This is a genomic window from Lysinibacillus sp. FSL K6-1151, assembly GCF_038630755.1.
Lineage (GTDB): Bacteria > Bacillota > Bacilli > Bacillales_A > Planococcaceae > Lysinibacillus > Lysinibacillus fusiformis_D.
Genome location: NZ_CP152040.1, coordinates 4,314,225 through 4,325,890, shown reverse-complemented (window position 1 = coordinate 4,325,890; position 11,666 = coordinate 4,314,225). Strand labels below are relative to the sequence as shown.

General features: G+C 35.9%; 16 protein-coding genes. 5 read left to right on the top strand and 11 right to left on the bottom strand.

The genetic code is table 11. From position 1 onward, the window contains the following. Positions 1-29: 29 nt before the first annotated feature. From MHI04_RS20940 to MHI04_RS20930, 3 genes are read right to left on the bottom strand one after another with little or no spacing between them, the layout of a single operon-like run. Complete coding sequence (locus MHI04_RS20940; protein WP_342504354.1) at positions 30-806, bottom strand: ABC transporter ATP-binding protein; 777 nt, start codon at positions 804-806, stop codon at positions 30-32. Position 807: 1 nt separating this feature from the next. Continuing rightward, complete coding sequence (locus MHI04_RS20935; RefSeq protein WP_036128690.1) at positions 808-1,866, bottom strand: iron ABC transporter permease; 1,059 nt, start codon at positions 1,864-1,866, stop codon at positions 808-810. After that, complete coding sequence (locus MHI04_RS20930; RefSeq protein WP_342535157.1) at positions 1,853-2,872, bottom strand: ABC transporter substrate-binding protein; 1,020 nt, start codon at positions 2,870-2,872, stop codon at positions 1,853-1,855. Before MHI04_RS20930 ends, MHI04_RS20935 begins: the two co-directional genes overlap by 14 nt. A 130-nt stretch (positions 2,873-3,002) precedes the next feature. On the opposite strand from MHI04_RS20930, the gene MHI04_RS20925 reads away from it, so the two are divergent. Both MHI04_RS20925 and MHI04_RS20920 read left to right on the top strand, forming a co-directional pair. Then, a complete protein-coding gene (locus tag MHI04_RS20925; RefSeq protein ID WP_058843879.1) occupies positions 3,003-3,650 on the top strand; it encodes a TetR/AcrR family transcriptional regulator in 648 nt (215 codons plus the stop codon). A 238-nt stretch (positions 3,651-3,888) separates the two neighbouring features. Further along, positions 3,889-4,536: a phosphoribulokinase gene (locus MHI04_RS20920; RefSeq protein WP_036128684.1), complete on the top strand. Its 648-nt coding sequence runs from the start codon at positions 3,889-3,891 to the stop codon at positions 4,534-4,536. 42 nt (positions 4,537-4,578) lie between these two features. Here the strand turns inward: MHI04_RS20920 and MHI04_RS20915 are convergent, their stop codons facing one another. The 4 genes from MHI04_RS20915 to MHI04_RS20900 all read right to left on the bottom strand — a co-directional run bounded on the left by MHI04_RS20915 (position 4,579) and on the right by MHI04_RS20900 (position 6,616). Next, on the bottom strand, positions 4,579-5,223 hold the full coding sequence (locus MHI04_RS20915; RefSeq protein WP_058843880.1) for an SIMPL domain-containing protein: 645 nt from the start codon (positions 5,221-5,223) through the stop codon (positions 4,579-4,581). A 47-nt stretch (positions 5,224-5,270) separates the two neighbouring features. After that, positions 5,271-5,897, bottom strand: a complete 627-nt coding sequence (locus tag MHI04_RS20910; protein ID WP_342535156.1) for a DUF2238 domain-containing protein — start codon at positions 5,895-5,897, stop codon at positions 5,271-5,273. Between the two features lie 110 nt (positions 5,898-6,007). Beyond that, on the bottom strand, positions 6,008-6,310 hold the full coding sequence (locus MHI04_RS20905; protein ID WP_036128672.1) for a DUF1805 domain-containing protein: 303 nt from the start codon (positions 6,308-6,310) through the stop codon (positions 6,008-6,010). A gap of 174 nt (positions 6,311-6,484) precedes the next feature. After that, on the bottom strand, positions 6,485-6,616 hold the full coding sequence (locus MHI04_RS20900) for a hypothetical protein (protein WP_280139374.1): 132 nt from the start codon (positions 6,614-6,616) through the stop codon (positions 6,485-6,487). 241 nt (positions 6,617-6,857) lie between these two features. Between MHI04_RS20900 and MHI04_RS20895 the strand changes: the two genes are divergently transcribed. Further along, positions 6,858-7,595, top strand: coding sequence for a polysaccharide deacetylase family protein (locus MHI04_RS20895; RefSeq protein ID WP_036128670.1), 738 nt, complete (start codon positions 6,858-6,860; stop codon positions 7,593-7,595). Between the two features lie 65 nt (positions 7,596-7,660). On the opposite strand, the gene MHI04_RS20890 is transcribed toward MHI04_RS20895, so the two are convergent. Continuing rightward, the gene (locus MHI04_RS20890) at positions 7,661-7,921 is read right to left on the bottom strand and encodes a hypothetical protein (RefSeq protein ID WP_036128668.1); all 261 of its coding nucleotides are present in this window, start codon (positions 7,919-7,921) and stop codon (positions 7,661-7,663) included. Positions 7,922-8,026: 105 nt separating this feature from the next. On the opposite strand from MHI04_RS20890, the gene MHI04_RS20885 reads away from it, so the two are divergent. Both MHI04_RS20885 and MHI04_RS20880 read left to right on the top strand, forming a co-directional pair. Next, positions 8,027-8,821: a DUF2268 domain-containing putative Zn-dependent protease gene (locus MHI04_RS20885; RefSeq protein WP_342535154.1), complete on the top strand. Its 795-nt coding sequence runs from the start codon at positions 8,027-8,029 to the stop codon at positions 8,819-8,821. 18 nt (positions 8,822-8,839) lie between these two features. Next, positions 8,840-9,352 carry a DNA-deoxyinosine glycosylase gene (locus tag MHI04_RS20880; RefSeq protein ID WP_089933710.1) on the top strand — a complete coding sequence of 171 codons (513 nt, stop codon included), beginning with the start codon at positions 8,840-8,842 and terminating at the stop codon, positions 9,350-9,352. Positions 9,353-9,365: 13 nt separating this feature from the next. Here MHI04_RS20880 and MHI04_RS20875 read toward each other — a convergent pair whose 3' ends face one another. The 3 genes from MHI04_RS20875 to MHI04_RS20865 form a co-directional block, all read right to left on the bottom strand. Continuing rightward, entirely contained in the window at positions 9,366-10,160 is a 795-nt protein-coding gene (locus tag MHI04_RS20875; RefSeq protein WP_036128662.1) for a cytochrome c oxidase assembly protein, read from the bottom strand. Positions 10,161-10,173: 13 nt separating this feature from the next. Next, positions 10,174-10,647: a DUF2243 domain-containing protein gene (locus MHI04_RS20870; RefSeq protein ID WP_342535786.1), complete on the bottom strand. Its 474-nt coding sequence runs from the start codon at positions 10,645-10,647 to the stop codon at positions 10,174-10,176. Between the two features lie 117 nt (positions 10,648-10,764). Continuing rightward, positions 10,765-11,622 carry an endo alpha-1,4 polygalactosaminidase gene (locus MHI04_RS20865; RefSeq protein WP_058843883.1) on the bottom strand — a complete coding sequence of 286 codons (858 nt, stop codon included), beginning with the start codon at positions 11,620-11,622 and terminating at the stop codon, positions 10,765-10,767. Positions 11,623-11,666: the final 44 nt, after the last annotated feature.

Below are 11,666 nucleotides of genomic sequence, written 5' to 3'. Positions count from 1 at the left end.
TATTGATTGGTTGTCAGTCAAAAATAGCTTTAGTGATTGGGTAAAGCTGGATGATACGCAACGACTATATTATTCGTATCATTATTTTGATAGATACAACAGTCAACTTCATAAACCTCTTTTACTAATGAAGGTGTTAGTAGCTTCTCAGGCTTGCCATGTGTTAGTATGCGACCATTTTTTAGTACATATAAATATTCACAATACATGGCAGCAATAGATAGATCATGCAATGCGGCTAGTGTACCAATCTGTAATGATTGCACTAGTGATAAAATTTGAATTTGATATTTAATATCTAGGTGATTTGTAGGTTCATCTAAAATTAAAAACTGTGGTTCTTGAGCTAAGGCACGTGCGAGAATGACACGTTGCTTTTCACCACCAGAAAGATAAGAGAAATGTTTTGAAGCATAATGCTCTAAGTTTACTTTTCGTAATATGTTATCCACAAGTTCAATATCATTTTTTGTATCTGATTCTAATATTCCTTTATGTGGTGTTCTTCCCATCATCACCATATCACGGACAGTAAAGTCAAAATTCGAGTTGTTAAATTGTCCAACAACCCCCATTTTTTTCGCGATTTCTTTGGCAGAGGATTTAACAATATCTATATCATCTAAAAAAATCTTGCCACTAGTGGGTTTTATGACTTTATAAATGTTTTTTAATAGTGTTGATTTTCCACAACCATTCGGTCCAATAATGCCAACAAATTGTCCTTCTTTCACCTTTAGCGAAATACTTTTGATAATTTCAACATCTGATACTGCGAATGAAACATTTTCTACATCTAATTCCATATTAGTTACCCCCAAAACCATATTTCTTTTTTATTAACATGTGCATAAATACTGGGGCACCTAATAATGAGGTTACGATGCCAATTGGTAATTCGCTGTTAGGAATGATTGACCTTGCTAATAAATCTGTCCAGATTAAAAAGATAGCCCCTACTAAAATAACAATAGGTAGTAGTTGTTGATGATTTGACCCTGTAAAGATGCGTACAATATGTGGAATGATAAGCCCAACAAAGCCAATGATTCCACATGTTGAAACTATAATGCCTGTCAAAGCGGCAGAAATAACTAAAAATACTTTTCGATAAGTATTTATATTAATACCTAATGTCATAGCAGCATCATCTCCCATAAGCATTGCATTCATAATGCGCCATTGGGAGAGGAAAAATACAGCTATAATAATAATAGTAGTAGCGATTAAAGGCAGGTCATCCCAATCAGCAGTGGACAAACTCCCCATTGTCCAAAATGATACTGAACGTACACCTTCCGCATCTTTAGCAAAATATATAAATAGATTAGATAGAGCTGTAAATAGTGCATTGACAACAGTTCCGGCTAGAATAAGTTTAATAACAGACATTTTTTCCCCAATACTTGATAGCAGCAATACTAGAAATGTTGCCAATAACGCACCTAGAAACGCCCAAATCATTAAATTTGATTCTCCAAAAAGGCTGAGTTGATACCCTAATATGATAGAGAATGTTGCACCTAGTGAAGCACCTGAGGAGATACCAAGTAAATAAGGATCTGCAAGTGGATTCTGAATGGTTGCTTGCATCACACTACCGCAAAGTGCCAAACCACTCCCGACGAATAGTGCTAATAAAACTCTGGGAAAACGAATTTGCCATATGATTTCAAGTGTCATGTTAGAAATAGTTGTATCTATATGACCTATGTTTATTCCTGTAATTTGATATAAAACAATTTTGCAAGAATCAAGAAATGGTATACTGACTTGTCCTATGGAAACAGAAGCAATTATAGAAATGAAAACTAGCACTATCAAAAATAGAAGTAGGGTAAAAAAAGAAAATTTACTTTTGAGCATTTTTTTTCACTCCATTAACTATTTCAGGGTTGATAAATGCAGCTACTTCCTCATATAAATCAGCAATCTCAATACCACCATTTATAGCTCCTGTATATTCTACGGCCATAACCTCATTATTTTGAATGGCTTTTACAGTTCGAAGCTTTTTATCATTCATTAAATTATTTTTTGTTTTTTCTTGATCAGGCTCTTGGAATTCTGTGATGATAATTTTATCTGGATTTGCTGCAATAATTGCCTCTGTTGAAAGCTCAATATAGTCTTCTTTCGAAAGTTCTAAATATGTAGCGCCTGCACCTTCAATCATCTCGTCAATCATGGCCCATTTTGGTGAGAAGTAGAAATACTTTCCTCTAGCGCCACTTATCAATAGGACAGTAGGCTTTTCTTTAGAATCCTTAACTTTAGAAGTAATGGCATCTATGCGTGTTTGTTGTTCAGTTAGATATTTGTTCGTTTTATCTTCTATATTAAAAACCTTCCCAAATGTTTGAATTTCCTCAAAGTAAATATCTATGCTACGTCCTATTGTAAAGTTGGTGGAAGAAACAACAGGCAGTCCACGGTTGTTCCAAGAAGGGATACTTCCAATTAATTCTTCTCTAAATGCAGAAGCAATAGAGTAGATTAAATCAGGTTCTAGAGCCATGATAGCCTCCTTAGCTGGCCACATTTCACTAACTAAAGGTAGTTTGTCAATGTCATCTTTGTAGTCTGAATTTGTTAAATCACTATATGCAAATCCAACGACTTTTTCTTGCTGTCCAAACTTAACTATTAACTCTGCGACAGCTAAACCGATGACCATCACTTTCTCGGGAGCATTGGGGATAGTCTGAGAGATTTTCTGTCCTTCATAAGTGTAGGTATCTAGTGTTAATGGATAGTTTCCATTAATAGTTGTATTGTCTTTTTTCTCAGAAATAGTTTCCTGTGATTGTGCACAACCTAAAATCAGCAATATAAGTGTGAAACCTAATAGAGAAAGGGTTTTTTTTAACATTTAAATCCTCCTAAAAATTAGTATTTGACTGACAGTCACTCAATAATGTTTCACAATATTTCTTCTCACTCTGATCATTTGACTAGTTATTAGTCAAATGCTTAAATGAAAAAAGGGGGTAGTTCAGAAAATGATTAGAGTAACAAAAAGTGCATCAGAACGACGAAATGAGATTTTAGATACAGCAGAGTCTCTTTTTAGTGAAAAAGGTTATGAAAAAACCTCAACTACTGATATAACTAAAAGGATGGGAGTAGCACAGGGAACGCTGTACTATTACTTTAAATCCAAAGAAGCATTGGCAAATGCATTAATTGATAGGCAACTTAAAGGAATAAAGCAAGAATTTACAGAAGTCATCTATAATGAGACACTTACGGCGTATGAGAAAATTGCATGGATTTTTGTTTATGAGCTTGATGATCCAACAGGCCATGTCGAAATCTTTAAATATTTACAACATGATAGTAATGCTACTCTGCGTCAAATATTACATGTACAAACCATTTGTCAGTTTACGCCACTGCTAACAGATTTAAATATACAAGGCAATAAAGAGGGGCTCTTTCACATTGAAAATCCAACGCTAGTGGCAGAATTTTTCCTATCGACAATCCACCATTGGGTAGATTCATCGTTATTTAAATGGAATAAAGATGAACGTATTGCTAGAATTAAAGCCATTCAATCTACGTTCGAACATTTATTCGGAGTCCCTCATGGAAAATTTGATTTATCCCTCCTAAGACAAACTGTGAAAGTTAAATTTAATTATTGAGTGAAAGCATCTTAAATGATAATCAATATCAATTAAGATGCTTTTATTATAATTATTGACTGACAACCTGTCAAATTGTTTTTATTAGATCGAAGCTAGAAATGATATGGAGTTAACGCATAAAAATTTGGAAAATGAACTTCTATGTATTGTAACTGTTTGTTATTATTTTTAAAGTACAGCGAGTATGGTGCAAATTTTCCATCATACCTTTTTAATTAGGGAGGACAACAATACTATGGAGAAGATTTTTCAAGAAATATTGGAATCGATCAGATTTGCTGATAAAAGGATTATTATTGGCATTTCAGGTCATGGAGCTGCAGGAAAAACAACATTTGCTGAAAAGCTTTTAAAAGTTTTAAATCAAGCTGAAGTGAATTATTTGAATACTGATCCTTATATTGTTAGTTCAGATATTCGCAAACAGACAATGATTAATTATACATATCAAAATGTAAATCATCGTTTTAAAATGACCGCTTGTCATCCCGCTGCCCATCACCTTCCTTCATTGGAAAGAGATGTTCAGATGATAAGAGCAGGGCTGGATTTATTGACAATCGGTACACATTATATGAAAAGCACATTAATTTCTTCAAAAAAACAGATCACGATAGTAGAAGGAATGAGTGTAGCATTTATAGATCCAGAGTTATTGGATTTCAAAATTTATTTTTATACAGATGGGGCTACAGAGCTTAAGCGAAGATCAGATCGTGATGTACTTGATAGAGGGACAGATATAAATTATTTAAAACAATCACATGATGAACGACGTATTCAATATGAATTATTTATGCATCCATATTGCCAACATTTTGATATGGTTATTAAAACAGAGGATGATGAAATCCTTATTGAAAAAAATACACTTGTAAAATAAATGAGAGCCTTCTACTAATCAATTAGTGGAAGGCGCCTGTCTTTAGTATTGGAATTTTACGCGGACAGTAGCATCAATAGCAATTTGTCCCTGTTCTATAGGCGTAACTCCTGAGGAAACAGCCATAGAGCGGTAAAGGATCGGTGTGTTAGCTTGCTCTTCCACAATTTCTATAGGGAGTGGCTGTAAAGGAAGATGCATGGTTTCTGCTATTGTTTTCGCCTTCAACTGTGCATTCTGAAGAGCAAAATTTAATGCTTGCTGATAGTAAGCGTCTATATGGTCCAATTTGAACTGAATGTTGGCAATACGATTTGCTCCATTTTCTATGGCTGTATCAATGACTAAGCCCAAATTATCGATGTTTGATACATTGACGGTAATGGCATTGACCACTTCATAGCCATTAAAAATTTGTTTGCCATCCTCAAAATGATACTGTGGTGTAACTGTATAACTAGCTGTTTGTATTTGTTCTCTTGGAATACCGAGGGCTACTAGTGACTGAATGACTTGATTCATGATCCTTGCATTTTCCTGCTGAGGGCCTTGTACATTATTGCCTTGTGTTTGGACTTCTATTTGTATTTGTACAGAGCTTGGAGTAGCCATTACCTGGCCATTGCCAGTTACCGTAATAACGCGTGATAGATGGGGTACTTGTTGATTGACTTGTGCATAGTACATACAAAACCACCTTTCGTAAGGTATATAATAATGCTATGCAAAGAAATTTATTCCTTGTTTAGTCTTTTTAAATATTTATCATGAAGCTTTGTGAAGAAAAGTAAAGTTAAAATAGTTCCCAACAAGGCTAAAAACATGTCCCATTGTGCATCCCAGCGATCTCCCTGCATGCCTAAAAAATCTTTCGTCCCTTTACTGCCCTTCGAGATTCTTGTACTTAACCATTCGATGATTTCATAAAAAGCAGCAATTGCGAGCAAAATACTAATTGTAATACCTGTTAGCCAAGCTCCTTTAGTAAGCTGCGTCTTTCGAAGTAATATTTCCCTTATCACGATGGCTAATAAACCTTTTAAAAAATGACCGAAACGATCATAGTGATTGCGTTGGAAATGAAATTCTTCTTTTAGCCAATTAAAAAGAGGAACCTCTGAATAGGTATAATGTCCACCTATAAAAGTAAGGATCGACAATAGGGCAATGATGATATAAGAAAATGTGGTGAAGCGAAATTTATGATAGATACAAACTACGACTATTATTGCCACAACTCCTGGGCTAACCTCAGCCAGCCAATCTAAATAGGAGGATGGTTTAATGACTGACCAGGTAAATACAATTAAGACGATAGCAAGTAAGGTTAGATGTATCTTAAAATGTTGACCATTATTCATAACAACAACTCCCTTTGTCCCACAGTATGTGGAAGGGGATATTTGCTTATTCAACTATCGGTTGGCAAACAAAAAAGAAAAGCGTCTAGTTGACGCTTTTTTATAGCCAATTAGATCATTTTTAAAAGTGCCTCTACGCCAGTCATTCCTTCAGTAATGCCAAGTTGTTCTGCTTCATACGTTACCGATTCTAATGGGGCTGTTAATAGCTCATCAATTGTTTTAACACCTACTGCACGACCAGCAACGATTTTTCGATCAACTAAGCGACTATTTAATAGGCCAACATCTAAAGCTCCACACATAATGTAGCCTGTCGTATTAGAAATGGTCAGTAGCGTTGTTTTAGGTAATTGAACAACTACTGCAGTGAAGAAATGCCCTTTAATCATAATAGGTTCAATTGTCACCATCGAAATCACTCCTTTTCTCTATATACATATGGTGATGACTAGCAAGGTGTTCAACATTTCCTTGAAAAAAGTCATCAGATGAATAATGCTGAAAACGAATGAGATGATGGATGAAGTTAATGGAGGCAATTAAAAAGGGAATCTACTCCTGATGAATAGATTCCTTGTATCTCTTTACCTTGTATAAGAAAGCAGAGCAGTTTGTTTAAATTTATGTAATGCAGTTGTTGCCTCACTTTTAGAACGATATTCAAACATTCGATAAGTGTTTTCTTCAAATACTGTAATAACCCACATATATGTCATACCTTCCATTGTGTTACATAACATTATTTTTTTATAAAATTGTTATATATCAGTTGTGATTTTATTTTACATCAATAAAGAAATAAATAAAGCACTAACCCTTGTTTTTCACATATCGTTCAAAATTGTTATGAAATAATTAAAAGGAGAAAACAGACAATCCTTCACAAGTATATTTCATTGCAATTCGTAAATAGTAAGTTGACGGAGTTCTGTGAATTCGGACTTGGGAGGTGATGCTATGACACGTATACATGTATTGGTTTTTACAGTTTGCTTTTTAATCATCTCGGGATTTTTAGGAGAGAAAGGCTATGCTGATAAGGGTCGCCCTTATTATGAGGAAACAGGAGAAGTGGTATGGGATATCAACACAGAGGATAAAATTGTCGCCCTCACCTTTGATGATGGCCCACATCCCAAGTACACTGCGGCAGTGCTTGATTTATTAGCAAAATATGATGCCAAAGCAACCTTTTTTATTATTGGAAAGAATGCAGAAAAATATCCAGAGCTTGTTTTACGTTCTTATACAGAAGGCCATGAATTAGCCAATCATACGTATACACATCCGTTTAAAGTTTCCATCAAAAAATTGCAAGAGGAGCTTCAAAAGACAAATGACACGATTTATAGTATTACTGGTTTTTCCCCAGTTTTATTCCGTCCTGTAGGTGGAAATTATACGGATGCTATGATTAATGCTGCTGTAAAGGATGGCTACAAGGTTGTGATGTGGTCTTGGCATCAGGATACGCAAGATTGGAAAGAGCCTGGTGTAAAGAAAATTGTGCAAAAGGTGATGAAGGGAACGAGGCCTGGAGATGTCATTTTATTTCATGATGGTGGTGGGAATCGTACACAAACCATTAAGGCATTAGAAGAAATCCTCCCTGCATTAAAAAAACAGGGCTACACATTTGTCACAATATCCGAGATGATTGAAAGTAAACAACAGCAACAGGAGCAAGTTCAATAATGAAAAATGAGCCATCTCAACAAGGTTTGAAATGGCTTATTTTTCACATATATTAAAAGTTTGAGTTAGAAGAATATGATTGGAGCTAGTGCAATCCCTAAGATTGTTCCTAAAGCAATTCCATAGCCAAAACCTTCCCCACCAAATCCTCCAAATCCCCAAAAACCTAAACCATAACCACTATGTCTTCTATCAGGTAGAATCCATACCTGTCTTCTGTCTACCTTAGTGATTTCCCCAACATGTACCCTACCAGATGAATCCGAGATTCGAACGCGTTTGCCATGATATTTACAGCAAAGATTATAAGCATCAGCTGGATTCAATATTATCCCTCCTTTCGATGTCATTACAAGCTAATATATGCGATCCGAAGCATTTATCACTAGCCGATTGTCTATTCACGACATATGCTGAGAAGAGGTGATGACATGGCAGTTGTGCCAACAGATAAGTGGTTAGATGAATTTGTTTATGCCAGAAAATCCACAAAAAAAGATGAGTTACATAGTTTGCAATGCTCCATTCTTTGTGATCATTTAGTCGAATTATTTCAAGATGGCTTGTCAGAAGAAATACACTATTCTTTACAGCAACAGGGACTTTTTCTACCAGATGAGACAGTCGATGTAGAGCAATTAAAGCAGCATAATGTGTGGGATTGCGTACAGCAAGAATTTATATACTTGCAAAAAAAATGGAATGGCCCGACTATACCGATTTATATTTTCCCAATTACCCAACAGCAAACGATGACCAATAAAAACGGTGTGGCTTATCCTCAGGCTCTTTTTTTATTTATCGGAGAAGTAGAGACACAGGAACTGCAAGCATTGTTCGCACATGAATATAATCATGTTTGCCGTTTACACAATTTAAAAAAACCCCTCGATGAGATGACTTTGTTGGATGCTCTTATTTTAGAGGGCTTAGCAGAGAGTGCAGTGAAAGACTTATACGGAGAAAAGTGGCTTGCACCATGGTTAAAAAAATATTCAGCTACAGAGCTTTTAGTTTTATGGAAAAGTCATTTTTTGCAGAATTTACAGGTTGAAGGAGTAGAAAAACATAGGCCGTTTTTATACGGTGGTGAGCTGCCACCTTGGATAGGCTACTGTATAGGCTATAAAATTGTTCAGTCGTATAGTAAGAAGCATTCATCCCGACATCTCCTATTTACGTCAAGCAAAGATATACTTGCTGGTTCAGATTTTCCGCTACAATAGAGGAAAGGAGTGATTGTTGTGTCCAGTGAAATAAAAAATGTATTATTACCAGTCGTAGATTCAGCAACAAAGGTGCTCATTGTAGGCTCAATGCCAGGAAAGCAATCATTAGAAAAGCAACAGTATTATGGCAATCCACGCAATCACTTTTGGCCCATTATGAGTGAGCTGTTAGAGACGGAGGTTCCTGACGATTATGTAAAGAGAATCGCATTGTTAAAACACAATGCAATCGGTCTTTGGGACACGGTTGAAACTTGTGAGCGTGAAGGAAGCTTAGACGCAGCAATTCGCAATGAAAAACCAAATGATTTTCAAACCTTATTTGAAGAATATCCTAATATCCAGTTAGTACTCTTTAATGGAGCGAAAGCATTTGAGGTTTTTAAAAAGCATATAGGTCTAGAGCTTTTAGAAGAACGAGCTTATAAAAAAATGCCATCAACCAGTCCGATCCCAGGAAAAAATATAAAATCTTTTGCTGAAAAGCTAGAGGACTGGCGGATTATTCAATCCTATTTATCCTCTTAAGTCAGAGGTAGAATTAGCGTGATGAGATGGTTGTCTTTGTGTGAATAGCATTTCTTGTGCTTTTAAACCATTGATAAAAAAGGATATAAACAAGGATGATTTCAATTGCATCGCCACCATAGTACATGATCTTGGCACCTAGCTCTGCCTGTGTGACAGGGACATGCTGAGGAGGATTTGCATAAATATATTTTGCCAATATAGAATGAGCTGCTAGTGCTACTACTAATATAAGTGATCGAAAGACATAAGGGTATGGATGGGGTGTAGGATCAATATAAATAAAGGCAATGGTAAACACATAGCCTGCTAGAAAAATGTGAAGGTGAATGAAAATATATAGAAGTATATGTTCATGCATAAGATTGAAAAGTGATGTCGTATAGAGTAACCATAAGCCACCTACATTTAAAATAGACGCATTAATTGGGTGAGAAATAAAACGAACATAAGGATTCCTCATTGTACGAGAAAGAGTACGAGCCGTATTCACTGATAATGTCCTTAAAAGGAGTGCCATGGGAGCTGCTAATGCCATAAGTAGGGGGGCAAGCATGCCAAGCAATAGATGCCCTATCATATGTGCTGCGAAGTGGACATGACTAAGAGAAGCCAATGGACCGATTAGTGTCACGATGGCACTTACATTTCCCACAAGCCAACAGATAGTACGAAAATGCGGCCATTGTTTTTTATGTTGATTCGAAACAATGACAGCTACGATATAAAAAATAATGGCTATAAAAAATGGCAAAGCTATTAGTAGCTGTACTATAATGGGAAAGCTTTGAGCATGAGCAGAATGCAAAACGGGCAACCTCCTAATGTCCCTTTTGGTTGGTTTGGAGTAACAAGACCACACCAATAACAATTAATAGAGCCGCTAATATGTTCCAAACCACATCATATGGGAGAATATCAACATGATAACGAATTTGATGCAGTTTCATGAATTTATGTTGAATAATCCCGTCGTATAATTGAAATATGCCAGCTCCTAGAAAAATACCACCAAGCCATCTTTTTAGCCAAAATCCATGCTTTCTATGTAGGTCAGCCAATAAAAAAGCAGAACCAATCGTCGCGAAAAAGCCGAATGCATGAAATAAACCATCTGACACTAACCCAATAGCAGCTGTAGATTTATCATAAAAATGATGCCAATGTAATAATTGATGGAAAATGACCTCATCTATAAATGCCACAACCCCAAGGCCGAATAATATGCCTGTCCACGTATTACGTTGTTTATATTGAAAGCGGTTTTCGTGTTTATGATTTTGTTCCTCGTACATCTTTGTCATACCCAATCATATCACCTCAAGCTGAATTTCTTTTAGTCTACCCATGAGGTGAGCACTTAAACAAAATATCCCCCACAAAAACAGTAGTCTTTTTGTGGGGGGATATCGTCACTGCCAGGTGTTATAGTATGAACCAGCAGGGCTATAAAAGAATTTAAAATCAAACTTCTCAGCTAATGCACGACTTTTTGTTGCATCTTCAAAACTAATTGCCATAACCTGTGTACCAAATTCATCTCGTATATGGACGAGTTTTTGCATCATATCGAGTGACCATTCGTCTTTTCCTACCACTGGGTAAGAAAAGTCTTCCCACATAATAAAGTCAACATAGGGTGCTGTATAATCAGCTAGTGTTTGAAACCCCCAATTCTGAGCAACAGATAGTTCAGGATTGTGTTTTTTAATTTGTTGGAGAAATGATAACATGGCTTCATTTTGCCATGTTTGCTCGTCTTGGGGTAAATAAGAATTAATATTACCAACCGTATCTAAAAACACACCGTCTAAGCCTTTCTGTACAATTTGCTTCTGGATTTCCGTTAGTAAAAGTTCTTGATAATGACTCGAAGTCATATCCATTAAATAGGAATCCCATTCAGCAAAATACACTTTTTCACCTTGTTTATTTCGATAAAAGTCTTCTTCGTTTAATTGATGGTAGAGGGCTTTGTTCCATTTATCTGCCTCCATTGCATTAATATAGCCATACACTAAAGTACCGCTTTTTTGGGCACTGTCAATATACTTCTGCTGCATTTCAATAGGTTCTACAATCACTAGATCAAGCTTAGTCATGTCCTTACCAATGGCAGCATTGCCTTTATCTAAGTAGTATTTGTAATCTTTCACGTCAGCAATTTTTGCTTGGATACTAGTGGAAGAAGATACTGGATTTTGAGCAAGTAGCAACCACATACTTCCTGCGATAAGAATGGCTAGTAAGAGTAACAGTAATTTTCTCATAAGGACTCCTTTTAGAAAAATATCCCTTTCATTATACATTAATA